This is a genomic window from bacterium SCSIO 12827 (assembly GCA_024397995.1).
Lineage (GTDB): Bacteria > Pseudomonadota > Alphaproteobacteria > Rhodospirillales > Casp-alpha2 > UBA1479.
This window is the reverse complement of sequence record CP073746.1, coordinates 1,061,952-1,087,538: the sequence shown is the minus strand read 5'-3', so window position 1 is coordinate 1,087,538 and position 25,587 is coordinate 1,061,952. Positions and strand designations below refer to the sequence as shown.

Annotated in this window: 21 protein-coding genes; 8 read left to right on the top strand and 13 right to left on the bottom strand. The window is 62.2% G+C overall.

The genetic code is table 11. From position 1 onward, the window contains the following. Positions 1–32: 32 nt before the first annotated feature. A complete protein-coding gene (gene ugpQ / locus KFF05_05135; GenBank protein ID UTW53593.1) occupies positions 33–755 on the bottom strand; it encodes a glycerophosphodiester phosphodiesterase in 723 nt (240 codons plus the stop codon). Positions 756–894: 139 nt separating this feature from the next. Here ugpQ and KFF05_05130 point away from each other — a divergent pair, with 139 nt between their 5' ends. Beyond that, entirely contained in the window at positions 895–3,174 is a 2,280-nt protein-coding gene (locus KFF05_05130) for an NADP-dependent malic enzyme (protein UTW52747.1), read from the top strand. Positions 3,175–3,201: 27 nt separating this feature from the next. Here KFF05_05130 and KFF05_05125 read toward each other — a convergent pair whose 3' ends face one another. Further along, a complete protein-coding gene (locus tag KFF05_05125) occupies positions 3,202–5,853 on the bottom strand; it encodes a response regulator (GenBank protein ID UTW52746.1) in 2,652 nt (883 codons plus the stop codon). A gap of 414 nt (positions 5,854–6,267) precedes the next feature. On the opposite strand from KFF05_05125, the gene KFF05_05120 reads away from it, so the two are divergent. Together KFF05_05120 and KFF05_05115 are read left to right on the top strand one after the other, a co-directional pair. After that, positions 6,268–8,097, top strand: coding sequence for an aldehyde ferredoxin oxidoreductase family protein (locus tag KFF05_05120; protein UTW52745.1), 1,830 nt, complete (start codon positions 6,268–6,270; stop codon positions 8,095–8,097). Between the two features lie 13 nt (positions 8,098–8,110). Beyond that, positions 8,111–8,368, top strand: a complete 258-nt coding sequence (locus tag KFF05_05115; GenBank protein UTW52744.1) for a MoaD/ThiS family protein — start codon at positions 8,111–8,113, stop codon at positions 8,366–8,368. Between the two features lie 6 nt (positions 8,369–8,374). Here the strand turns inward: KFF05_05115 and KFF05_05110 are convergent, their stop codons facing one another. The 4 genes from KFF05_05110 to KFF05_05095 form a co-directional block, all read right to left on the bottom strand. After that, on the bottom strand, positions 8,375–8,914 hold the full coding sequence (locus KFF05_05110) for a hypothetical protein (GenBank protein ID UTW52743.1): 540 nt from the start codon (positions 8,912–8,914) through the stop codon (positions 8,375–8,377). A 143-nt stretch (positions 8,915–9,057) separates the two neighbouring features. After that, complete coding sequence (locus tag KFF05_05105; protein ID UTW53592.1) at positions 9,058–10,623, bottom strand: methyl-accepting chemotaxis protein; 1,566 nt, start codon at positions 10,621–10,623, stop codon at positions 9,058–9,060. A 602-nt stretch (positions 10,624–11,225) separates the two neighbouring features. Further along, on the bottom strand, positions 11,226–12,092 hold the full coding sequence (locus KFF05_05100; protein ID UTW52742.1) for an MBL fold metallo-hydrolase: 867 nt from the start codon (positions 12,090–12,092) through the stop codon (positions 11,226–11,228). Positions 12,093–12,188: 96 nt separating this feature from the next. Further along, complete coding sequence (locus tag KFF05_05095) at positions 12,189–13,373, bottom strand: mandelate racemase/muconate lactonizing enzyme family protein (protein UTW52741.1); 1,185 nt, start codon at positions 13,371–13,373, stop codon at positions 12,189–12,191. Between the two features lie 81 nt (positions 13,374–13,454). Here KFF05_05095 and KFF05_05090 point away from each other — a divergent pair, with 81 nt between their 5' ends. From KFF05_05090 to KFF05_05075, 4 genes are all read left to right on the top strand, one after another. Beyond that, complete coding sequence (locus KFF05_05090; GenBank protein ID UTW52740.1) at positions 13,455–14,207, top strand: GntR family transcriptional regulator; 753 nt, start codon at positions 13,455–13,457, stop codon at positions 14,205–14,207. A 127-nt stretch (positions 14,208–14,334) separates the two neighbouring features. Then, positions 14,335–15,312, top strand: a complete 978-nt coding sequence (locus tag KFF05_05085; protein ID UTW52739.1) for a tripartite tricarboxylate transporter substrate binding protein — start codon at positions 14,335–14,337, stop codon at positions 15,310–15,312. Between the two features lie 102 nt (positions 15,313–15,414). Further along, positions 15,415–16,923, top strand: coding sequence for a tripartite tricarboxylate transporter permease (locus KFF05_05080; protein UTW52738.1), 1,509 nt, complete (start codon positions 15,415–15,417; stop codon positions 16,921–16,923). Then, positions 16,913–17,383, top strand: coding sequence for a tripartite tricarboxylate transporter TctB family protein (locus KFF05_05075; GenBank protein UTW52737.1), 471 nt, complete (start codon positions 16,913–16,915; stop codon positions 17,381–17,383). The genes KFF05_05080 and KFF05_05075 overlap by 11 nt, the downstream gene beginning before the upstream one ends. Before the next feature lie 33 nt (positions 17,384–17,416). Here KFF05_05075 and KFF05_05070 read toward each other — a convergent pair whose 3' ends face one another. The 5 genes from KFF05_05070 to KFF05_05050 form a co-directional block, all read right to left on the bottom strand. Further along, positions 17,417–18,511 (bottom strand): zinc-binding dehydrogenase, encoded by a 1,095-nt coding sequence (locus tag KFF05_05070; GenBank protein UTW52736.1) that lies wholly within the window; start codon positions 18,509–18,511, stop codon positions 17,417–17,419. A 70-nt stretch (positions 18,512–18,581) separates the two neighbouring features. Further along, a complete protein-coding gene (gene phnE / locus KFF05_05065) occupies positions 18,582–19,418 on the bottom strand; it encodes a phosphonate ABC transporter, permease protein PhnE (protein UTW52735.1) in 837 nt (278 codons plus the stop codon). Positions 19,419–19,427: 9 nt separating this feature from the next. Beyond that, positions 19,428–20,258, bottom strand: coding sequence for a phosphonate ABC transporter, permease protein PhnE (gene phnE / locus KFF05_05060; GenBank protein ID UTW52734.1), 831 nt, complete (start codon positions 20,256–20,258; stop codon positions 19,428–19,430). Positions 20,259–20,268: 10 nt separating this feature from the next. Continuing rightward, positions 20,269–21,021, bottom strand: coding sequence for a phosphonate ABC transporter ATP-binding protein (gene phnC, locus KFF05_05055; protein ID UTW52733.1), 753 nt, complete (start codon positions 21,019–21,021; stop codon positions 20,269–20,271). 140 nt (positions 21,022–21,161) lie between these two features. Next, positions 21,162–22,106, bottom strand: a complete 945-nt coding sequence (locus KFF05_05050; GenBank protein UTW52732.1) for a phosphate/phosphite/phosphonate ABC transporter substrate-binding protein — start codon at positions 22,104–22,106, stop codon at positions 21,162–21,164. Positions 22,107–22,420: 314 nt separating this feature from the next. Here KFF05_05050 and KFF05_05045 point away from each other — a divergent pair, with 314 nt between their 5' ends. Then, on the top strand, positions 22,421–23,308 hold the full coding sequence (locus KFF05_05045; GenBank protein UTW52731.1) for a LysR family transcriptional regulator: 888 nt from the start codon (positions 22,421–22,423) through the stop codon (positions 23,306–23,308). A 4-nt stretch (positions 23,309–23,312) separates the two neighbouring features. Here KFF05_05045 and KFF05_05040 read toward each other — a convergent pair whose 3' ends face one another. Continuing rightward, entirely contained in the window at positions 23,313–24,689 is a 1,377-nt protein-coding gene (locus KFF05_05040; protein ID UTW52730.1) for an MmgE/PrpD family protein, read from the bottom strand. 54 nt (positions 24,690–24,743) lie between these two features. Then, the gene (locus KFF05_05035) at positions 24,744–25,586 is read right to left on the bottom strand and encodes a helix-turn-helix domain-containing protein (protein ID UTW52729.1); all 843 of its coding nucleotides are present in this window, start codon (positions 25,584–25,586) and stop codon (positions 24,744–24,746) included. Position 25,587: the final 1 nt, after the last annotated feature.

Here is a 25,587-nt window from a genome sequence, read left to right as displayed (position 1 = left end):
GCAGACCCCCGCCGACACCCAGCCGCCGACCGTCATGGTGGGGTTATCCTATCCGGATAATCGCTGAACACGCTTTCCGCGCCCCAGGCGAAAAGACGGTCCGCCAGGGCCTGGTCGTTGACCGTATAGACGCGGAGCGCATAGCCCGCGTCGATGACGCGCCGCGCCTGTTTCTCGATCAGATGCCGGGCGCCGGCGTGCAGCCCCGTGGCCCCCAGCGAATCGCAGCGTGCCTGCCAATCGTCAGGAACCTTGCCCACCAAAAGGGCGCGGGGAAATTCCGGCGCCTGATCGGCGGCCGCGGTCAGGGCCTTTTCGGAAAAACTCGACAACAAGGGGGCCGGAAGATTCGCCGGCCAGCTTTCCTGCAGGGTCTTCGCAACGATGACACCCGTGGTTGCGTCCTGATCGTTGGCCGGCTTTATTTCCACGTTGGCGCCGAGCCCCAGATGCCCAAGCACGGCCAGGGCTTGATGCAAGGACGGCACGCGTTCCCCCCGAAACGCCGAACCGAACCAAGCCCCGGCGTCGAGGCCGCGCAGGTCTTCCCAGCGATGATCGGTCAGGCGCCCCTTACCATCGGTCGTGCGCCCCAGGGTTTCGTCGTGGATCAAGACGGGGGTGCCTTCGGCCGTCAGCATGACGTCGAATTCAACCCAAGTCGCGCCCAGTTCATGGGCCTTGCGCAGGCTGGACAGGGTGTTTTCCGGCGCATGGCCGGCAGCACCACGGTGACCGATGACCTTTGGCAGCACGGCATTGGGCTCAAGGCGGTGGTCGGCGTTCAAGGGAGGACCCCTAACATGAAATTCGTTGTCTTTCTGCCGATCAGCGAGCAGTCTTACAAGACCTTTCTCGCAATCAACACGTAATGAATAAGAAAAGAGGTTTGGGATGGATGACACCCTGAAGGAACGGGCGCTTCGTTTTCACGCGGAGCCCGTACCCGGAAAATTGGAAATCACCCCCACAAAACCCTTGGCGACACAGAGCGATCTGGCTCTGGCCTACTCGCCGGGCGTCGCCTTTGCCTGCCTGGCCATCAAGGAAGACCCCGAACAGGTCGCCAAGCTGACCGGCCGCCAAAACCTGGTTGCCGTGATCTCCAACGGCAGCGCCGTTCTGGGCCTGGGCAACATCGGCGGCCTGGCGTCCAAGCCGGTGATGGAGGGCAAGGCCGTCCTGTTCAAGAAGTTCGCCGGGATCAACGTGTTCGATATCGAACTGAACGAAACCGATCCGGAAAAGCTGGTCGACATCATCGCCGCCATGGAACCGACCTTCGGCGCTATCAATCTGGAAGACTTCAAGTCGCCCGACTGTTTCATCCTGGAACAGAAACTGAAGGCACGCATGGGGATTCCCGTGTTCCACGACGACCAGCACGGCACCGCGATCGTCGTCTGCGCCGCGCTGACCAACGGCCTGCGCCTGGTCGGCAAGGACATTTCGAAGGTCAAGGTGGTGTCCACGGGTGGCGGCGCCGCCGGTATCGCCTGCCTGAACCTGATGGTCTCCATGGGCCTGAAGCGCGAAAACATCACCCTGGTCGACCATGTCGGCGTGGTGTTTGAGGGTCGCACCGAGGAGATGACCGACCAAAAGGCCGAATACGCGGCCAAAACCAATGCCCGCACCCTGGCCGAGGCCGTGCGTGGCGCCGACGTGTTCTTAGGGTTGTCGGCCCCCGGCATCCTGAAGAAGGAAATGGTCGAAACCATGGCCGAGCGGCCGTTCATCATGGCGCTGGCCAACCCCGATCCGGAAATCCTGCCCGAGGATGCGCGCGCCGCAAACCCGCAGGCCATCATCTGCACCGGCCGATCGGATTATCCCAACCAGGTCAACAACGTGCTCTGCTTCCCCTTCATCTTCCGGGGCGCCCTTGATTGCGGGGCGACGACCATCAACGAGGAAATGAAGCTGGCGGCGGTCAAGGCCATCGCCGACCTGACCATGGCCGAAAGCTCGGAAACCGTGGCCCGCACCTATTCGGGCGAGGACCTGCGATTCGGCCCCGAATACCTGCTGCCCAAACCTTTTGACATGCGCTTGATCGTCGAGGTCGCCACCGCCGTCGCCAAGGCGGCCATGGATTCGGGCGTCGCCAAGCACCCGATTTCAGATTTCGAGGCCTACCGCGACAAGCTGGAACAGTTCGTGTTCCGCTCCGGCATGCTGATGAAGCCGATCTTCGAGCGCGCCAAGCAGGATCCCAAACGCCTGGTCCTGGCCGAGGGCGAAAGCCACCGGGTGCTGCGCGCGACCCAGGTTCTCGTCGACGAAGGCATCGCCAAGCCGATCCTGATCGGCCGGCCCGACGTGATCGAAATGCGTATCGAGCGCTTAGGCCTGCGCATTCAGCCGGAGAAGGATTTCGAAATCTGCAATCCGGAGAATGACCCCCGCTACGAGGCCTATTGGCGCAGCTATCACGCGCTGATGGAACGCAAGGGCGTGTCGCCGGGGGCCGCGCGCCAGATCGTGCGCACCAACAACACGGTGATCGCGGCGACCATGCTGAAACGCGGCGAAGCCGACGCCATGCTGTGTGGCGTCATCGGGCGCTACGACTATCACCTGCGCTATATGATGGACGTGGTCGGCAAGGCCCCGGGTGTGCGCGACGTCTCGGCACTCAGCGTCCTTCTACTGCCCAAGGGCACGTTCTTTCTGGTCGATACCCAGGTGACCCCCGATCCCTCGGCCGAGGAATTGGCGGAGATGACCCTGCTGTCGGCGGAGTTCGTGCAAAGCTTCGGCGAAACGCCCAAGATCGCGCTGTTGTCCCATTCCAACTTCGGCGCCGACGACTCACCCTGCGCCCGCAAGATGCGGGACGCGCTTCGCATGGTTCGTGAACAGGCCCCCGACCTGGAGGTCGAGGGCGAAATGCAGGCCGACGCCGCCATTAACGAGGATGTGCGCAATCGCGTGTTCCCCAATTCGCGGCTCAAGGGCATGGCCAATCTTCTGGTGTTTCCCGACCGCGAAGCCGCCAACAGCGCCTTCAACCTTTTGAAGTCGCTGGACAACGGCCTGCCCATCGGCCCCATCCTGATCGGAACGGACATGCCGGCCCATGTGCTGACCAGCGCCGTGACCGCGCGCGGCATCGTCAACATGGCCGCCCTGGCCGTGGTCGACGCCCAGATCCGCCGCCGCCTGATCTGACCTGGTGAGGCTGCCGCAAAGCGGCGGTCAATCCGTGCCGGTCACCGCGGTCAGCGATTGACGGACCTCGTCAAGGGCTTCGGACAATTCGCGCAGCAGATCCTGAACTCCGTCACCCGTCGGATCATCGCGCAAGGCGGTATCCACGGCGGTGGCGGCCGCATAGACCCGCGTGGCGCACAGGGTGCCGCTGACCCCCTTCAAGGAATGGGCGGTGCGTTCCGCGGTCTCCCTATCACCGACGGCCAGGGCTTCGGCGATCTTGTCTCCGTAGCTCGTGTACTTGGCCAGGAAATCCGCGAACAGACGCGCCAACAAGGCTTCGTTATTACCAAGCGCCGTGCGCGCCGCCGCCATATCAAACCCGGCAACCTGATCCGGCAGCACAGTGACCGGGGTATCTTCCTCGCGTCGATGTTTGACCTTCTGCCCTTCATCAGCAACCGCCGACGATGGTTCAGGAGGCCTGATCCATTTCGCCAGGGCCGCGAACAGAAGATCAGGGTCTACCGGCTTGGCGACATGGTCGTTCATACCCGACGCCAGACATTTCGCCCGTTCCTCGACCATGGCATGGGCCGTCATGGCGATGATCGGAAGCCGTTGAAATCGCCGGTCCTCGCGAATCAATTGGGTTGCTTCGAAGCCGTCCATCTCCGGCATCTGAATATCCATCAGAACAGCGTCATAATGCCGTCCCTTGACCATTTGCAGCGCCTCTCGACCGTTCCCGGCAACGTCTACGATTATGCCCTCAGCCTGAAGGATTTCGATCGCAACCAGCTGGTTAATTTCGTTATCCTCGGCCAGCAGAATTCGTTTGCCCGTTAAGCTGACCTGTGCCCCCGTCCGACGCCCGCCCAACGCCGCCACGGGCGCGGCCTGCTCTTTGCCGAAGATGTTCATAATCGTATCGAACAGGGTCGATTGGTTGACCGGCTTGACGAGGAACGCCTCGGCCCCAACCTCCTGAGCTGTATTCCGAACTTGCTCCCGACCAAACGCGGTGACGACGATGACGGTCGGCAAGGCTGCCAGCCCCTTGATTTTCTTGATCTCCCGCATCGTCTCGATGCCGTCGAACCCAGGCATCGACCAGTCCATAAGCACCAACCGATAAGGTGCCGGGTCGCCGTCGGTCACGGAGCGGCTCAGTTCCGCCAAGGCCGCCTCGCCGGAATGAACGGCCGTCGCATCGAACGACATGGCCTGTAGCGCTTCGCTCAGAATCGTCCGCGCCGTCTGGTTGTCATCGACGACCAGAACCCGAAGTCCGCGCAGGTCGGGCGATGGCTGACGCCGTTGAACAGGGGCGACCGCACGCCTGGCCGTGACCGTGAACCAGAACGTGCTGCCCTGCCCCGGCGTGCTGTTCACGCCGATCTCGCCGCCCATGAGTTCGACCAGAGTCTTGCTGATGGCAAGCCCAAGACCTGTGCCGCCGAACCGCCGGGTCGTCGATTCATCGGCTTGGCTGAATGCCTGGAACAGGCCGGCGACCTGTTCCTCGTTCATGCCGATGCCGGTATCGGACACTTCGAACCGTAGCCGCACCTTGTCTTCTTCAAGCCCCCGGAATTTGACCTCGACGAGAATCTCGCCGTGCTCGGTAAACTTGATCGCGTTGCTGGTCAGGTTGATCAGGACCTGCCCCAGGCGCAACGGGTCACCACGCAGGTCGAGCGGCGTGTCCGGGTCGATACGGAATGCCATTTCGAGCGGCTTGTCCGACGCCCGGGCAATCATGATATCGGACAAATCCTCGAACACCCGGTCGAGCTGAAAATCAATTTCCTCCACATCAAGCTTGCCCGCCTCGATCTTGGAAAAATCGAGGATGTCGTTGATGATCCCCAACAGGGAGTGGGACGAGGTCTGCACTTTGTCCAAGTAGTCGCGCTGCTGTTCCGTGAGATCCGTGCGCAGTGCCAAACCGGACAGCCCGACGATGGCGTTCAGGGGCGTGCGGATTTCGTGGCTCATATTGGCGAGGAATTCGGATTTTGCCCGGTCGGCGGCCTGAATTTTCGCGTTGTCGGAAACGATCCGGCGCAGGAACAGGTTGACCATGATCGTAATCAGGATAATGAACCCGATCAGCACGCCGCCCAAGGCCAGGAAATCGATGGCGGCGTTCAATTCGACTTCCGTCTTCGCCGCAGTCATACGGCTGCGTGCGCGCAAGGATGCCGCGATTTCGTCAAACCCCTCGATTGCCGGCTTGTCGTCGACCCTGACGATGGCATCGACATTCGTCGGGGTGCCGCCGGCCTGAATAAGCCGTTCCGCGGCTTCCAGATTGTCGGTATACGCGCGGAAAACCACCTCGACCTTGGCCAAGGCCGCCTTTTCCTCCTCGGTCACAAGCACCGCCCTCAGCTGGGCAAGCGTTGCCCGCACCTTGACAATGTCGTCGGCCACCAGGAAGGCGTATCGATCGTCTCCCCGCAGGATGTAGTTCTTGAAATTATGGATGAACCCGCCGTACCCGAATTCGGATTTCAACTTCAGTAGAAACTGACCGGTGACCGTCGACTTCTCGTTGAATTCGCGCCAGTAATCATTGACGACGCGGAATTTTTCAACCGCGACAATACCGAACACTATCAACGCCGCGATCATGCAGGCGCCGACCAAATTGGCGATCCAGGTCAGAACCTTGGTTGTCTGGGATGTCATGATTGAGCAGCAGATACCCTAATTGCGTGATGCATCCTCCCTGTGCACCGCAGGTCGGCCGAAATTCGTTCGCTTAAACAGGTCATAAATCACACGTCATTGACGATCAGCCGCGAGATGCCGTGAAGTTCTCAAGCCGCACGGAACGCCCGAAAAACGGCAGGTTTCCTGGAAATCAATCCTCAACATCGTCGCAACATGTGACAATGATTGCAGAAGATCAACAACCAGACTTTCGCCATATACAACCTTCGGTCCATTGGTCCATGACAGCCCGCAGCGCCCTGACCGGCCCAATTTACCGCGGTTGATGCGACGTCATCTCCATCGCGGCGCTTTTGCCACTGGAAACAAGTGCCCGGATTGCCTACACCTTAAAGACAACGCCCCTGACATCGATGACGGAGACCGACCGTGGCTTGGCATGGCAAATTGCTTCGGGTGAACCTGACCAAGGGGACCTGTACCCCGGAACCGCTCAACATGGACTGGGTCAAGCTGTACCTGGGACAGCGCGGCCTGGGCACCAAGTACCTGTTCGAGGAAATCGACCCCAAGGTCGATCCCTTGAGCCCCGACAACAAGCTGATCTTCGTCACCGGGCCGCTGACCGGCACCTGTGCCTCCACCGGCGGGCGCTATTCCGTGGTCACCAAGGGCCCGTTGACCGGCACCGTCGCCTGCTCCAACTCGGGCGGGCAGTTCGGCGGCGAATTGAAGCAGGCCGGCTGGGATATGGTCATCATCGAAGGCAAGTCGGCCAAGCCGGTCTACCTGATGATCGTCGACGGTCAGGCGGAACTCCTCGACGCCGAGGGCTTCATCTGGGGCGAAACCGTGTGGGACACGGAAGACGCCATCAAGAAGCGCCATCAGGACCCCCTGATCCGCATCGCCTCCATCGGCGGCGCCGGCGAAGGGCTGTCGCGTTATGCCTGCATCATGAACGACCGCGACCGCGCGGCCGGGCGCTCCGGCGTCGGCGCGGTGATGGGATCGAAACTGCTGAAGGCCGTCGCCGTGCGCGGCACCACGGGCGTCGCCGTCAACGATCCCAAACGGTTCCTGGACGTGACCCGGGAAAAGCGGAAGATCCTGGACCCCAGCCCGGCCCGCGCCCGCTATTCCGGGCTTGGGACCATGGCCATGATGGACGTGACCCAGGCCCATGGGTCCCTGCCGACCCTGAATTGCCGCGAGGTCCAGTTCGAACACATCGCCGACGTCAACGTGAAGAAACAGCACACGGTCCGCAAATCCGACGGAGAGGCCCCCTATCAGGGCAACAAGGCCTGTTTCGCCTGTTCCATCGGCTGCGGGCGCATGGCCAAGATCGACCCGGACCATTTCTCCATCAAGGGCAAGGCGCGCTATTCCGGCGTGACCGGCGGCCTGGAATACGAATCCGCCTATGCCGTCGGCCCCATGTGCGGCGTACAGGACGTGGAGGCCGCGACCTATGCCTCCGCCCTGTGCAACGAACACGGCATGGACCCCATTTCCTTCGGCGCAACGGTTGCCGCCGCCATGGAACTGTTCATGGAAGGGGCGATCACCACGGAACAAACCGAAGGCCGCGACTTTTCCTTCGGCAATGCGGAGGCGCTCTGTTGGGCGGCCGAGGTTACCGGCACGGCCCAGGGCTTCGGCAAGGACCTTGGCCTGGGCGCCCTGCGGCTCTGTGAAAAATACGGCCATCCCGAATTCGCGATGGTCGTGAAGGGCCAGGAATTCCCCGGCTACGACCCCCGCGCCATGCAGGGCATGGCCCTGGGGTATGCGACCTCGAACCGGGGGGGCTGCCACCTGAAGGCGGCCCCGTTCCAGGACGATTTCCAGCGCGTAACGCCGGACGGCAAGGCCAAGATCGTCAAGGACAGCCAGGATTACATCGCGGCCATCGATTCCTCGGGCCTCTGCACCTTCACCAAGGCCGCCTGGGGTGCGCCCGATTACGCCGACCAGATCGACGCCGCCTGCGAGGGCGATTGGACGGTCGAGCGCCTTTTGGAACTGGGTGAGCGCATCTACAACCTGGAACGCCTGTTCAACAACGCCGCCGGCTTCACCGCCAAGGACGATACCCTGCCGAAACGGGTGTTGACCGAAGCAGCCAAGGGCGGTGCGGGCAAAGGCCATGTCGCCGAATTGGCCAAGATGCTGCCGGAATATTACGAACTGCGCGGCTGGACCCCCGATGGCGAGCCGACGACCCAGACACTCAGCCGCCTGGGCTTGGCATGAACGGCACCGTTTCATGAAGGTCACGGTCAAGCTGATCGCCATGGATCCGTTTTCCCCACCGGGGTTCGACAGCAACGGGGTCGGCGCCTTCACCCTGGCGGACGGCGCCAGCCTGGAAGACCTGATCACGCAGTTGAAGCTGCCCGACGGCATCGGCGAGGCCTATATGACCATGCTGAACGAGGATGCCGTACCCATTGCCGGGCGCGCAGACGTACCTTTGTCGGAGGGCGACGAGGTCACCGTGTTCCCTGCCATCAAGGGCGGCTGACGACCCTCAGCCGGCGATCTCAGCCTGCCAATGGTCGCTCAGGTCCTCGAAATCCTGCATGCCGATGCGGTCCATCGAACTGAGCGAAATAATCTTGTCCACTGCCCCCGTGTCATCCACCACGGGCAGGCGCAGGTTGATCTTTTCCGCCATCACGCCTTCGATCCGCTCAAAGATCGTCATGAACAGCAACGGGCGGACTTGAACAACCACTTCCCAGAACTGGCTGAAGCGGATGTGCCCCGACTGATTGACCACATGTTCGGACAACAGCACGCCCGTTTCCTCCCGCTTGAACAGGCGCGACAGCTCCGACCCCCAATAGCGGTATTTGAAGTCCTTGCCGCCGTCGACAACATCGACCACCGTCGCCATGGGCAAAAGCTTGGGCGGAAACGCGGACAGATTGACGTCGTCCCACAGCGGCGCGTCCCGGTCGCCGCACCAACTCTGCCACAGGTCAAGGGCGGCCTGCAGATCGTCGGATTTGAGCTCCTCCAGCGGTAGCGACACGAGCCGCGTGCCGTGAGGCTTGAACTCGGCCATGGAACCTCACCCGAAATACGTGTTACGCCCGCGAACCGTAACACAAATAAAACCGAAGTCGTATCGCCATCGTGATAGCGGGAACAGGGTTCGTCGCACCGTTCCCAGAGAACGGTTTCCGCCCAATTCCGTACGATCAGGGATCAGGCCGCGCGGACGTCCGTGAGAAACCGTTCCACTTGCTTGCGCAGAAGTTCTGCCTTCTGATTCAACTCGGCCGCCACATGCTTTACCTCGGTCGCGGATGTTCCTGATTCCTCGGCGGCGGCGGTCACCTGAATGATGTTCGAGGTGACTTCCTGCGTGCCGACGGCGGCCTGTTCGACATTGCGCGCGATTTCGCCCGTTGCGGCTCCCTGTTGTTCGACCGCGGCGGCAATGGCCGCGGCAATTTCATCCATCGACTTGATGGTATTGGTGATGGATCGAATGGCGGTGACGGCTTCCAACGTCTCGGTTTGAATCGCGCCGATCTGCTGCTCGATATCACCGGTCGCCTTGGCGGTCTGATTGGCCAGATTCTTGACCTCGCTGGCGACCACGGCAAACCCCTTGCCCGCGTCACCGGCACGGGCGGCTTCGATCGTCGCGTTGAGGGCCAACAGGTTTGTCTGCTCGGCAATATCGGCGATCAGGCTGATGACATCGCCGATCTTCTGCGCCGCATCGGCCAGGCCCTGAACCTGCTGGTCGGTCTGCGACGCCTGATTCACCGCACGGCCCGCGATTTCGGTCGACTGGCTGACCTGCCGGCCGATCTCCTGGATCGAACTGGACAACTCCTCGGTCGCCGTCGCCACGGTCTGTACGTTGCCCGATGCCTGTTCCGCGGCCCCCGCAACCGTTGCAGCACGGGTATTGGTGTTACCTGCGATCTCCGACATGGTGGCGGCCGTCGCCTCCATTTCCGTCGCCGAGGCCCCAAGGGCGCGCAACAATTCGGTCACGTCGGCATCGAAATTGCCGGTCAACTCGACCAGACGGCGCGACCGCTCCTCGCGCTGCGCCGCCTCTTCCTGCTCGCGGGCCGCCAGTTCGTCGGCCTTGATCATGTTCTCCTTGAAGACCAGGACCGCCTGCGCCATATCGCCGACCTCGTCCTTCTGATCACGGCCTGGAATTTCAACGCTCTTGTCGCCATGGGCCAAGGACGTCATGGCCCGCGTGATGGCGCCGATCGGGCGGGAAATGCCCGTGCCGATCAACCACGCGGCCGCGATCCCCAAAACCAGGGCAACACCGGCGGCACTGACCATGGTGATCAACCCCTTGCGCATGGCCGCACTGGTGTCCGCCCCCAACAGGTCCTGGTCCGTCTTGAAGCCCAGCTTCAGTTCGTCCATCTGGGCGGACACGTCCGGGCCGATGGTATCCAACTGCGTTTCAATCGCCGTGTTGCGGGCGTTCACATGCTCATAGACGTCCTGCAGGGCGGCGATGAACGCCTCGTGCTTGGCCGCCAGATCATCCGTCATCTTGAGCCAGTCTTCTTCCAGGAAGTCGGCGACCATAATGGATTGGCTGGCCTTCATGGCGGCCGATTCCTTGATCGCGTTATCGAAAGATTCCTGATCGTTGGAAACAAGGAATGTGGCCGTGTTCAACAGCATCAGCAAAAGGTCGCGTTGCACCGTCGACGCGTTATAAGCGCCCGTAACGTCGATCGCGTCCTGGGTCTTTTTCTTGATCCCCGCGATAAGGGCCCGCATTTCCCGGCTGAGCACATCGATCCTGTTCTGCACCAGATCGTCAATGCGTGCCTGACGGGCCGCCACCTCATCGAACGCGGAGATATAATTGGAAAGATTGCGCCCGACTTCCTGGGCCAGGGCATTTTCCTGCGGTTCCTTGATCATCTTGGTCAGCTGGTCATTCAATTGAATGGTCAGTTGAGCCCGATCTTTTACGGTTTCCAGGGTCTCTTCGGTCGCGCTTTTCAGGAACTTGCGGATTTCCAACTGGGTTTCCAGAAGACTGGCCTGAACCCGGGCCGCCTGGTTGGTCTCAGTGGCGATGCCTCGGTAACGCGCGAAATTGGCGTCGCCGTTTTTCAGGTTCACCCCACCGGTCATGCCGGTCACCACAAGCAGCGCCAGGACCACACCGAAGCCGAGCGAAACTTTCGTCAAGATTCTGACGTTGTTTAGAAACCTCATTATTCACCTATCCCCTTTACCGCAGCCGAAATCCCCCTTCCCGCCTAAAGCACGATTTGTTTTTATTGTTAGGCGGGTTTGATGATTACGCGCAGCAACAGCAAAGTCACGGATGAATAAGGTCTTATTTATGGGTGTTTTAATTTATTCTTTTTTTACAGCAGGTTAATCGGTGTCTTCAGATACGAAACGCCGTTGCTTTCCGCCGGTGGCAGGGCGCCGCCGCGCATATTGACCTGCACGGAGGGAATGATCAGCACCGGCATGTTGAGCTTCGCATCGCGGCCGTTGCGCATGGCGGCGAAAGCATCGGCGTCCTTGCAGTCCTTCAGATGAACGTTGCCCGCCTTCTGCGCGGCGACGGACGTATGCATGATCACGTCGCGCCCGCCCGGCATGTAGTCGTGGCACAAGAAGATGCGGGTATCATCGGGCAAGGCGAGGATCTTCTGGATCGAGTTATAGAGCTGGTGCGCATCGCCGCCGGGAAAATCACAGCGCGCCGTGCCGTAATCGGGCGCGAACAGGGTATCTCCGACAAAAGCCGCATCGCCGATCACATAGGTCACGCAGGCCGGCGTGTGACCCGGCGTGTGCATCACCCGCGCCGTCAGGTTGCCGATCATGAATTCCTCGCCGTCGGCGAACAGATGATCGAACTGTGATCCGTCGGTGGCGAAGCTGTCCTCGGCGTTGAAGATCTTCTTGAAGGCCGATTGCACCAGGCCGACCTTGCCGCCGATGCCCAGGCGCCCGCCCAGGCTGTCCTTCACGAAGGGTGCCGCTGTCAGGTGATCGGCATGGACATGGGTTTCCAGCACCCATTCCACGGTCAGGTCGTCCTGGCCGACCTGGTTGACCACCGCCTCGGCACTTTCCCGGTATGTCCGCCCTGCCGCCGCGTCGTAATCAAGCACGGGATCGATCACGGCGGTTCGGCCCGTTTCAGGGCACATGACGATATGGGTAATGGTGAAAGTACGGTCGTCGAAGAACGAAATAACCTTGGGATTGAGCGCCATGGACCCTGGAATTCCTACCCGGTGATTTTCCAATCTTCCGGTGTATTTACCAGTTTTCCGGGCCGGGGGGAAACCCCGGCCCGTGGTTCCGGGCGCTTAGGCCGACCAGGACTGGTGCAGGGTTACCTGGGGCAGCAGGACTTCTGGCAATGCCTCGATCCCCAAGCCCGGCGCGTTCCCCAGAGTGATCCGCCCGTCCGTCATGGTCATGCCGGGAATGTCCGAACGCAGGGGGTTCGGATTGGCATCGACCTCAAGCAACCCCGGGCCGCCGACGGCGGCCAGCAGATTGGCCGACGCCAGCAGCCCGATCCCGCCGCCCAGGTAATGAGGGCAATAGGTACGCCCGCCCGCACGAATGGCCTGGGCCACGGGAAGGCAGCCGGTGACGCCGCCCCATTTCGCCATGTCGGGCTGGATATAGGTCAGCGATCCGGCGGCCAGGGCCGCGTCGAAGTCATCGGCGCCAAGGAAATTCTCTCCGGCGGCAAGCGGAATACCGCCTTCCTTGGCCAGCCGTTCCCAGTCTTCGGCGGGTGCATCGGCGCGAAGCGGTTCTTCCAGCCAATCCAGCAGGCCCCGGGCCCCTTGGGCGAATTCAAGAGCCTGATTCAGGTTCCAGGCCTGATTGGCATCGGAAAACAGGCGCTCGCCCGGCTTGATCGTTTCCGTGAGCGCCTTGACCCCGGCAATGTCTTTCGCCGTGTCGAACCCGACCTTGACCTTGAAATTGTGGAATCCCGTGGCGCGGAACTCAGGCACGACGTCCAACGCGATGCCGATATGGATGCCGCTGGCATAGGCGGGTACGTCGTCCGCCGCGTCCTCGGCAATGAAGTGGCGCAGCGGTCGGCCGGCCTGACGCGCCGCCAAATCCCAAAGCGCGATGTCGAGGCCGGCGATGGCCTGGGAATAGGGCCCCGGTTCGGCCGTCTGCAGCACGCGCACGCGGGTCCTTTCCCACATATGACGGAAGGCATCGGCCGGGGCGGCGAAATCGCGTCCGGCCAGCAGGGGGGCGAGTTCGTCAATGGCCATGCGCACCCGGTGTTCGGCACCGCAGCTGGGAAAATTGCACCAGATTTCGCCAAATCCGAAGGCACCCGAGGCATCCTCGACCCGCACGAAAACGGCCGGGCGATCGCGCATGATGCCGAAGGATGTTTCCACGGGCCGCTGGATGGCGACGCGCAGCGCCCAGGCATCGATGCGGCGCAGGCGCGTATTTCCTGCGGGAAAGGGCCGCGCCGCCACTGGCGCGGGCTGATCGGTTTTTGCCATGAATTTTCCTTCAGTGATAGACATCCATAAGTCCATACGACTATATTATCAGCACAACGTAACCGCAACGCCGGATCGACAATGATGCTGCCGCCCCGCGCCCGTCGCCATACCATGCCGCTCTACGCCCAGGTCGCGAACACCTTGCGCGGCGAGATCGAGGCCGGCCACTGGTCCCTGGGCCAACAGCTTCCCGCCATCGACGACCTTGCCACCCGCTTCAACGTGGCCCGCGCGACAATGCGTCAAGCCATCGGGGTTTTGGAATCCGAGGGCCTGATCAAACGCCGCCACGGGCTCGGCACCTTTGTCGAGTGCGAACCGCGGGAGCAGCGTTGGCTGCCGTTGGCGTCCGACTGGAATTCCTTCGTGCGCATGGTCGAGCCCCTGCAGCCGAAGCTGATCCTGGTCGAAAGCGCCGAACGCCAACCACGTATTCTGGACGGCGAAGGCAAGCCGGCGACCGCCTACCAGCACATCAAGCGTGTCCATTACCGGGACGACGAACCGTTCTGCCTGATCGACATCTACCTGGCCGCCGACATCTACCTGCGCGCCCCCGACCAGTTCCGCACCAACATCGTCGTGCCCATATTGGCCGCCATGCCCGACATTGCCATCGGCAAGGTCCACCAGACTCTGACCGTCGACGGCGCCGGCCAGGAAGCGGCAGAACGCCTGGACCTTCCCTTGGGCGCCCCTGTCGCCAATGTGCGCCGGACGATCGGCGACCGTGCCGGCATCTGTATATACATCGCCGAGATCACCTATCGCGGCGACGTGGTCAGCCTTGAAATCGACTTGTCCCCGGCCTCGGTCGGGGATATGGGATAGACGCCCGGCGCGGGCAAATCGGCCGGTGGGCTCAACGCTCCGGCGACCCCGGCCGACGACAACACGACAAGAACAACAAGAGCAAAAACCAAACTTCGATTACCAACCCCACCAGGAGGAAACAACGATGAAGACCACCCGACGCTCTCTCGTATTGACGGGGGCAGCCCTGGCGCTTGCCGCAGGAATCGGCATGACCGCCCAATCCGCGCCGGCCCAGGCCGAATACCCGGAAAAGCCCATCAGCTACATCATTCCCTTCGGCCCCGGCGGCGAATCCGACATCACCGCCCGCATGCAGCAGCCCTTCTTCAAGGACAAGTTCAACCAGGACCTGGTCATTTCCTACAAGCCGGGTGCCGGCGGCGCCGTGGGCTGGTCCGGCCTGAATTCCCTAAAGGGCGACGGCTACACCATGATGGGCGTCAACCTGCCGCACATCGTCCTGCAGCCGCAGCAGAAAGACGTCGGCTACAAGACCGACGAAATCACCATGCTGTACTGGTTCCATTACACGCCGGACGCCATCGTGGTCACCGACGACAGCCCCTTCAAGACGCTGCAGGATCTGATCAAGTTCGCCAAGGAAAACCCGGGCAAGCTGATCTTCTCCGGCTCGGGCAAGGGCACCGCGCCGCATCTGGCACAGGTCCGCTTCGACAAACTGGCGGGCGTGAAATCCACCTATGTTCCGTTCAAGGGCACAGGTGCCAGCGTCGCCGCCCTGATGGGCAAGCAGGTGACCGCCGCCATGGCCTTCACCACCGTGGCCGCCAACTATGAGAAGACGCGCCTTTTGGCCGTCGCCATGGAAAAGCGCCATCCCCGCTTCCCTGACGTGCCGACCTTCAAGGAACTGGGCATCGACATCGTGTCCGGCGCCTATCGCGGCATCGCCGTTCCGAAATCGACGCCGGAACCGATCCGCCAGAAGCTGACGGCCATGATCAAGGCGGTCAACGAAGACCCCGCCTTCCTCAAGAAGATGGAAGAAGGCGGCTTCGCCCCCGTTGATTACGCCTATGGCAAATCGGCGGAAGACTTCCTCGCCAAGTTCGCTGAGGACGTGACCGCCGCCGCCAAGGAAGCGGGTATGCTGAAGTAAGCAGCCGAAACCGTCACGGGCCGGCCGATCAAGCCGGTCCGTGACTGCTTACCTCCCCCGGGCCGCTTCATCGGCCCAATTCAATTTCCACGGAGACGTTCCATGGCAGGGTTTGAGCATCTGCTCACCGCGCTGACGCCGCTCAATCTGGCTTTCGCCCTGTTCGGCGTTGTCGCCGGCACGGTGATCGGCGCCATTCCGGGCTTGACCGCAACCATGTCGGTGGCGGTGCTGGTACCCCTCACCTTCGCCATGCCGACCTCATCGGCACTTATTTTGATGGGCGCGATCTACACCGGTGCCATCTACGGCGGCGCCTATTCGGCGATCCTTCTCAACACACCGGGCACGCCGTCCGCCATCGCGACCACTTTCGACGGCTATCCGCTCGCCAAAAAAGGCGACGGTGACTACGCCATCACCATCGCCTGCCTGGCCAGCGTCATCGGCGGCCTGATCGGCGCCGTGGCCTTGATGACCCTGGCCCCGCCGCTGTCCGAGGTCGCGCTCGCCTTCGGCCCCGTTGAATACTTCTGGCTCGCCATCTTCGGCTTGTCGCTGATCGCCGCCCTGTCCGAGGGCAGCCTGATCAAGGGCGTCGCCGGCGGCGCGCTCGGCCTGCTTTTGTCCTGCATCGGGGTCGCCGAAGTCGCGGGCGACGTGCGCCTGACCTTCGGCTCGCAGACCATGCTCAGCGGAATCCAGATCGTCGCCGCCCTGATCGGCCTGTTCTGCATTCCCGTGCTGATCGACCTGGTCGCGCAGCCGGGCCACCACCTGAAGGTCGATTCCGGATCGCGCGGGTTCCGCCTGGGCGAGGCCGTGCGCTACCTATGGGGCGACAAAATCAACGCCGTCCGCTCGGCCGTGATCGGCACTGTGGTCGGCATTCTGCCGGGTGCCGGCGGCTCCATCGCCAGCCTGGTGTCCTATTCCGAGGCCCAGCGCACGGCGAAACCGGGCCAGAAGTACGGCAAGGGCGAACCGGGCGGCATCATCGCCTCTGAATCCGCCAACAACGCCACCGTCGGCGGGGGCTTCATCCCGACCCTGGTGCTGGGCATTCCCGGCACGCCACCGGACGCGGTGATCCTGGGCGCCCTCCTGGTTCAGGGTGTGCGGACCGGGCCCAGCCTGTTCGCCAATCAGGGCGAGATCGTCTACACCTTCATCTGGGGCCTGATCCTGGCGACCATACTGATGCTGCCCACGGGCTTGTTCATCGGACGTTACGCCTATCGCACCATCATCACCCTGCCCAAGGCCCTGCTGGTGCCGGCCATCGCCTTCATGACGATCATCGGCAGCTACGCCATCCGCAACAACATCAGCGACGTCATCATCATGATCGTTCTCGGTGGGTTCGGCTGGATCATCGGACGGTTCGGCTTCACAGCATCGCCCATCGTGCTTGGCCTGATCCTGGGGCCGATCGCGGAATCAGGCTTCGTGCAGGCCTGGACCATCGGGCGCGCCACGGAAAACCAGATGGGCATGTTCTTCGGGCGACCGATCTCCATCGCCATCATCGTATTCACCCTGTTCACCCTGCTGAGCCCCTTCGTGCTGGCTCGGCTGAAGAAGATCAAGGACCAGGCCCATGCAGACTGACGATCGGAAAGACACCGGCGGCGCCATCATTTCGGCGGTCATGATCGGCATCGCCTGCCTGGTGATCTGGGATTCCCTAAGCTACATGGACAGGGATTCCGCCGTGTTCCCGCGCACCTTCGCAGGCGTCCTGATCGCGGCCTCTCTGGCCTATATCGTGATGTGGCTGTTGGGCCGGGCCAAGGCCGGCGCGGCGCCGGAAGGCGGGTCGTCGGCACGGCGCATGCTGCTGGTCGCCGTCATGCTGGGCGGCACCATCGCGATGCCCGTGGTCGGCTTCATCGGTGCGGCCCTGCCCGTGTTCGCGGCCCTGACCCTGATCGCCATGTACGATCCCTGGACACGCTTTCGCATCCTGGTCTATCCGCTGATCGGCACCGCGATCGTGCTGGGCTTTTTCTATCTGTTCCGCGAGGTGCTTCTGGTGCCCCTGCCCACGGGCAGCCTGTTCGAGGGCTGATCGCCCCGAACAGGCCGTCCGTTCAGGTTCAGGTTAGGGCACGATCGCCGCGCGCAGGACCGACCGGTCGGCCGCGCGGGCAAAGGCTTCGTTCAATTGATCCAAGGTGAACTTGGAATCGACCAGATCCTTGAACGGGAATCGGTCGCGGTTGGCCATGACGAAATCAAGTGCCTGGATCAAATGCCGGGGGTGGTAGTTGTGTACCCCCCGGATGGTGATCCAACGGCGCAAAATTTCGTTGCCGTCGACGGTGAACATGGCGTTGGGATTGACCAACCCACCCAGTACGTAGCGCCCGCCGACGCGAAGCATCTTCAGTCCCGCCGGGATGACGCTGGGCAGACCGCAGACCTCGATCCCGACGTCGGCCCCGTCGGGCGGGCATTCCGCGCGCACGGCGGCGACCAGTTGTTCGTCGCTCAGCTTGGACACATCGAAAGTCACGTCGCAGCCGAACTTGGCGGCCAGGTCCAGGCGGTCTGGTACAGCATCCAGGCCAATCACCTTGCGCGCACCGCGTGCCTTGGCGATGGCGCAGCCGTACAGCCCTAATAGACCCAGTCCCTGGACGACGACCGTGTCGCCGACGTCGATTTCACCGGCCTCGGTCACGGAAACCATGGTCGCGGCCCCGCAGTTGAGCGGCGTCGCCTCCTCATCCGAGATTTCATCCGGCAGCTTGAGAATTCCCGTGCCCGGCATGATGTAGCAATAATCGGCAAAGCCGCCCAGAAAGTGCGGGTCTTCCTCGGCCAGATCGTGGCCGTATTTGCGCAGGCCATGGGCCTTTTGCGGCATGTCGTGGACATCGGCGTAATAGGAATCGCCGTTGTGGAAGAACTCGGTCCAGGTCACGCGGTCGCCCACGGCCAGCTTGTCGCCGCGCAGGTCGGCCTTTCGCTCAGCCCCCAGCTGTTCGATCACACCGACGATCTCGTGACCCAGGATACCGGGACAGGGATTAGGCCGATGACCCTGGTAGGAATGGATGTCGGACCGGCAGATGGTCGACATGGTGATGCGCACCAGAACCTCGTCCGGGTGGACGTCACGCACGGGAAATTCGCGGACGACAAAGGGCGCGTTCGGCGCATCGTAGACGACGGCCCGGCCATTCTTCTGCATTCTGTTATCTCCGTTCATCGGATGGCGCCGCTTGGGGCGCCGGGTGGTATTGGCAAGATGTCGGCGCCCGTCACTTCATCTTCATGACGGTGTTACGCGCCCAGGCGGACAAAAGTTCGGAAATCAGGACCAGTGCGATGATCGACAAGATGATCGCCGCGACGCGCTCCGTCTCGATTTGCAGCACGCTGCGCTTGAGGTACCAGCCCATGCCGCCGGCCCCGAAGAAGCCGACCACCGTCGCCGCCCGGAACGCCACGTCCCAGGTGTAGATGGCGATGCCGGTGAAAGCGACGCGGACCTGCGGGAACACGCCGAACACCATGACCTGGAACAGGTTGGCGCCGGTCGCACGCATGGCCTCGACCTGGCCCATGTCGATGGCCTCGATCTCTTCGGCGAACAGTTTGGCCGCGAACCCGGCGCTGAACAGGGTCAGGGCCAGCACGCCCGGCAACATGCCGTAGCCGAGGATCGAGACGAACAGGATGGTCCAGATGGTCTCGTGCACAGCCCGACAGGACATGGAGAACACGCGTGCGCCCGGATATACGAACCACTTGGACGGCGTCATGTTGTAGGCCGCGAACCAGGCCAGGGGGATCGTGATAAGAAGACCGAACAGGGCGCCCAAATAGGCCATCTGAATGGTTTCGACGACATAGCCCAGGTAATCCCGGTCCATGATGTATTCGATGTCCGGTGGATAGTATCGCTGGGCAACGACCTCACCCATGCGCCCGAACATGCCGAACAGACGGTCGAGCGGGATGTTCAGATATTCGATACTGAACACCACGACCGTGAAGGCAATAAGCCAGCCGGCATAGCTGTAGAACGAGTCCGGATATTTAAAGCGCGACCACTTTTTGGGAAGGACGGCGGCTGAAGGTGCGTTGGATGTCATGGCGGCCCCCTAAATCATGCGCCGGCGGATCGCGTGAGAGATCGCCTCGCCCAGGAAAATGATGGCCAGAATGGCGATGATCACCGACGTCACGCCGTGGAAGTTGAAAGTGTTCATCTGGCGGAAAAACACCAGCCCAAGGCCCCCGGCGCCGACCAGACCAAGCACGGCCGAGCGGCGGATATTGATTTCCCATTCGAAAATCACCGTGCCGATGACCTGCGGCAGGACCTGCGGCAGGATGGCATAGAGCATGACCTGAAACGTATTGGCGCCGGTCGCCCGCATGGCCTCGACGGGGCCTGGATCAATGTCCTCGATGGCCTCGGCCGACAATTTGGCGATGAAGCCGATAGAGCGCATGGCGATGGCGAACACCCCGGCCATAGCACCCAGCCCGAACACCGCGACGAAGAACAGGGCCCAGACGATTTCATGGACCGAGCGGCTGAGGGTCATCATCAGGCGCGCGATGGGATATGTAATCGGCGCGAAAGGCGTGATGTTCATGGCCCCGAACCAGGTCGCCGGCACGCAGAGGACTGCGCCCATCGCCGTGCCAAGACAGGCAATCAACAGGGTTTCCAGGGTCGGGCCGATCAGGCTCGGGAACAGGGAGAAATCGATCCCGGCAAACTGCCCGGCGGCCTCCATGACCTCGCCCAGGCTGCCGATGCGTTCCCAGTCCGTATCCTGGACCACGGTGACGTCGACACTCCAGACGACAAGTCCGAACAACGCCGCCGCGACGATAGCGGCCTTGCGCTGGCGCCGGGTGCGGCGCGCCAGGATCTCGTCGGTTCTCATGTCCATAACACGGTATCCTGTGACGTTGTCCATTCCCCGCGCCTCACAGAACTTCCATGGCGTAGATCTCGTCGAGCTTCGCCTCGTTCATCTGTTCCGTCGGGCCGGCAAACATGGTCATGCCGTCCTGCAGGCCGATCATCTTGTTGCAGAATTCCATGGCCAGCTTGACGTCGTGGATGTTGCACAGGCAGGGCACGTTCAGTTCCTGCGCCATTTCCTTGATCAGGGCCATGATCTCGCGCGAGATCTTGGGATCAAGCGCCGAAGTCGGCTCGTCCAGCAGCATCAGCTTGGGGTCCTGCATCAGGGCGCGGGCGATGCCGACGCGCTGACGCTGACCGCCTGAAAGCTCATCCGCGCGCTTGTCCACGTGGTCAGATAGGCCGACCCGGTCGAGCAGATGCAGGGCGTGGTCGATGTCCTTGCGCGGGAACATGCGAAACAGGGTGCGCAGATTGCCGGTGTAGCCAAGACGCCCGGCCAGCACGTTATCCATCACGCTCATGCGGTCGATCAAGTTGAATTCCTGAAAGATCATGCCGATGTCGCGGCGCACCAAGCGCAGGTCCTTGCTCGACATCTTGGTCACGTCGTGTCCGTTGAACACGATGGATCCGGACGTCGGATTGACCAGCCGATTGATACAGCGGATCAGGGTTGATTTACCGGCTCCGCTGGGGCCGATGATGGCGAAGAAATCATCGCCTTCGACGTCGAAGGATATTCCCTTGAGGATTTCCGGACCACGGGCGCTGTAACGCGCGCGCAGGTCTCTTACTTCCAAGACGGCCATGATGTGTCATCCAGGTCTGGTCGTTGATAGAAAAGGCATTCCGGTTCTTTTGCCCGGTTCTGCGGGAAGAGTATGCGGCGGCCGGCCCCCGACAGGGAGTAACCGGCGGAACCCGGCCGCCGCCGGGGTACAGTGTACCCTTACTTCTTCTTGCGCGCGTCCTTGGCGGCCTTCAGATCGCGAATGATGTCGTAGTCTTCCGATGTCATGGCGACGAACTTGTTGGACTTCACGTTGGCGAGGAACTTCTGAGCACCCGGTTCCTTATCCAAGCCCAGGAAGGTCTCGCGGATGTTCTTCTTGATGTCTTCACACAGCGGCTTGCGGTAGACGAAGGGATCCTGAGGGATCGGCTTGGATTCCCAAAGGATGTTGACGTCATCCAGCTTGATTTCGCCCTTGTTGACCACATTGTCGAAGCGGTGGGTCGCGACGAAGGCGGCATCGACCTTGCCCTTGTTGACGGCGACGGCCGACAGCTCATGACTGCCCGAATAGATGACCTTGCCGAAGAACTTGTCGATGTCCATGTTGACGACCTTGGAGAACACGACGCGCGGCATCAGGTTGCCCGACGTGCTGCCCGGATCGGCCAATGCCAAGGTCGAGCCCTTGAGGCTGTCGATCGAGGTGAACTTGGATCCCTTCTTGGAGATCAAGGCCGCCTTGTAGCCCGGCCCTTCTTCCTGCATGTGCCCCTTCTTCTTGGCGTAGGTCGCAAACACCTCGACGTTGGGGTCCTTGGAATTGGCGATCACGTAGGTATAGGGGCCGAGCACGGCAACATCGACGAACTTGCTGAGCAGGCCTTCGACCACCGAGGCATAGGACGTGGGCATGAAGAATTGGATCTTCTTGCCCGTCATCTTGGCCATGCGGTCGGTCACCGGCTTGTAGAGCTGCAGTTCGGCCACCGTTTCCTCGGTCGGAATGATGGCGAAGGTCAAGGCGTCGGGATTTTCGCATTCCGCCGCCTTGGCGGTGGAAACGCCGGTGACCGTGACGGCCGCGCTCAGGGCCAGGGCCGAGAGCAAATTTCCGGCGCGGCGTTTACCGGACAGTCGTGTCCTGTGGTCGAAGTTCATTGGATGTCTCCTCATGACGTGTTGCACTCCCGTGTCCGGCGTGCGCAACGGCGCCGCGCCGGGGATCCCCGCTTCGATGGCGGTATGGATTCTGTTTTGGATGGCGGGGTCGAAAGCGGCCCCTGAATCGGCAAGGAAGGTAAACGCGCTCGAACAGGTCGACCGTTCGTTGAACGGATGATGTGAATTCCGATCCTGCATCGAGCCCCCCCTGCCTGGGTTGCCGGTCTTTTGGCGACCGGTCACATGCATAATCGGCAATTCAAACCTATTGGGCAAATTCAAATATCGTATATAATCTATTTGGAAAACCGATGATATTTACACAGCTCAGATCCTTCCACGCCGTCGCCACCGAGAACGGCTTCACCGCCGCCTCGAAGGTGCTGAACGTGGGTCAGCCGACCTTGACCAGTCAGGTCAAGGCGCTGGAGGACATGTTCAAGGTCGAGCTTTTCCTCCGCCGCGGGCGCGGGGTTGAATTGACCGAGACGGGGCGGGCCCTACTTGCCGTGACCCGGCGGATCATGGATTTGGAAGGCCAGGCCCAGGATCTGTTGAACGCCTTCGGTGGGTTCCACACGGGCACGCTGCACGTCGGCGCCGTCGGCCCCTACCATGCGACGGAAATGCTCAGCGCCTTCAGCGAGTCCTATCCGGGCATCCGCCTCGCCGTCACCGTCGGCAATTCAAGCGAGATGGTCAGGCGCCTGCTGGACTATTCCGCCGACGTCGCCGTGCTGGCTCATGTCGAGGACGATCCCCGCATCTTCGCCATGCCCTACAGCCGCCATAAGGTGATCGTGTTCGCCCACAAATCGCATCCGCTGGCCAAGCGTAAAAGCATCCGCATCGAAGAATTGGAGGGGGCCCGCATGGTCTTGCGCGAAAGCGGGTCGACCACCCGCCCGGCGCTGGAGGCTGCCCTCACCCGCCATGGCGTGACCGTCAACCCGGTCATGGAGATCGGCAGCCGCGAGGCCGTATGGCTGGCCGTCGCCCGCGGCATCGGCATCGGCGTGGTATCGGATATCGAGTTCATCAAACATCCGGACCTGCGCACCATCGAGATCGAAAACGCCGACATCCACACCACGGCGCATGTGAACTGCCTGATGGAACGGCGGGATTCGCGCCTGGTCAGCGCGTTTTTCAACGTCGCCGCCGAAACCCGGAAACTGCGCCAGGGCGACCCCGCCTAAACCGTCAGCCCGCAGTGGCCATCAGATCGCCGACATCCTTGGCGTCATCCAGCCCCAACACCAGATCCTTGATCCGCTTGGCCTTGTCCGCCCCCAGGATCGGGTCGGCCAGGCGATGAAACTTGGCGATCAGGCGCTGTTCCTGGGCGTCCAAATCATCGGCGGGCACGCCCACGTCGAAGAACTGCACCAGGGAGCGGCCGTCGGCCAGGTCGATGATGATCTCGGCCGCGTGACGGCTGTCGTGGACCTTGTCCTCGACCTCGACCTTGCGGCGTAGGGTCATCAGGTCGGGGCGGGCCGCCGTCGCGTCCGTGTAGATTTCCCGGTCGCCCGTATCGATGCCCGTCAGCGCCATGGCGATGCAGTGGCGGATCGAGAATTTCACCTGAAGTCCCGTTTCCGGTTCCGGAATGTCGCAGACCTTGCGGTGGCCGGCATCGACGAAAGTGCGCACGCGGGTCACCTGATCGGCGGTGAATTCATGATGCTGCTTCAATTCGCGGATCGCCTCGATCGACGAATGGGTCAGGTAGCAGGCGGCATGGTACTTGAACAAATTCTCCTCGACCGCGAAGGGGGCCGTGGCATCAGGCCGAACGGGCAGGCCGTGAAATTCCGTCGACTGGGTCTTGCCAAAGCCCTGGGCGCATTCCAGGGCGTCCGGGCGGCTGGTGAACCCCCGCGCCGCCCAGCGTGCCGCCATCAGCCCGTTCATGGCCGACTTCCCCGCATGGAGCGGCTTGCACATGGTGCCGAACATGGATTTCAAGCCCGCCGCCTGGGTCGCGGCGATGCCGAGCGCCATGGCCGCCTTGTCGGCATCCAGACCCAGCAGACGGGCACAACCCGCCGCTGCGCCGAAGGTGCCGACCGTCGCCGTGGCGTGCCAGCCGTGATCGTAATGGTTCATGCCCATCATCTCGCCGATCAGGCATTCGGTCTCGTAGCCGATGATGAAGGCGTCGACCACGGCGCGGCCCGCAAGGCCCTTCTGTTCCGCCAACGCCAGAATGGCCGGCACCACAGGCACGGTCGGATGGCCGTGCAGGCGCTTGTTGACGTCGTCGTAATCAAGCGCATGGGACGCCGCCCCGTTGATCATCGCGGCGATGGTCGGCGTGACCTTTTCCTTGCGTCCGACCAGGCGCGCATTGCCGCCCTCACCCGCGTCCAGGGCGTCATCAGCCAGGATCCCGATCAAGGGGTCCGTCGCCCCGGCCAAGGTCACCCCGAACCAATCGAGGATCGCGTGCTTGGCCCAGCGGCGCGGGCGGTCGGTGAATTCAGTAGACGCGACCTCGGCAATCCATTGGGCAAGGTCACGGGTCGGCGTTTCGGTCGTACCACCCTGCTGGGCGTTCTGATGAGTATCGGGCATGGGGTCCTCCTTGGGATGGTCTGTCTTTATACTTTTGTTGGTTCAGCCGGGCCGTCACAGGGCTTCGGTCAGGGAATCGGAAATGCGCCGCGCCGTGTCGACGGCCAGCGGCACCAGTTTTTCGTGGACGCTTTCAAGGTTCCATTGCGGCGCGTAGCCGGGAATGTGCACGGCGGCGACGGCGCGGCCGTCCATGCGCAGGACGGGGGCGGCGGTCGATACGTTGTGGATTTGCGACTGCTGATCGGACACGTGATAGCCAAGCCGCCGTGCCTCGGCCATCTGGGCTTTCAGGTCGGCGATGTCGGTCAGGGTATATTCGGTGATCTTGCGCAGGTCCGAGGCGGCGAGCACGGCATCGGCCTCGTCCTCCGGCATATGGGCCAGCATCACCGTCCCCGGCGAGGCACAGAACGCCGGCACCCGGCGCCCGGCCAGCATGGTGCCGTAACTGGCCTTGGCCTGGGGGATGCGCACCGTGTAGATGGCGTCGGTGCCCTCCATCTCGCACAGGTTGACGGTGGTATCGTAAACCTTGGACGCCTCGATCAGGATCGGCATGGCGATCTGCGCCAGGCGGTGTGACACCATGAAGGTGTAGTAGAAATCGATCAGCGCGATGCCGGGGCGATAGCGTCGCGTGCCCGGGTCCTTTTCCAGATAGCCGAGCGTCACCAGGGTTTCGGAAAACCGCTGCGCCGCGCTTTTGTCCAGACCCGACAGCTTGCAGATTTCGCTTAAACCCAAATCGCGCTGACGCAGTTCCGTCTGGCCCCGGCGAAATGCCTTCAACACCTGAAAACACTTGCCGACGGAGGCCACGAAGGGCTTGCCGCGCCGGTCGGGGTCCGCCTCGGAAGGAGGGTAAGGAAGGACATCGTCAGCAAGATCGAGCATC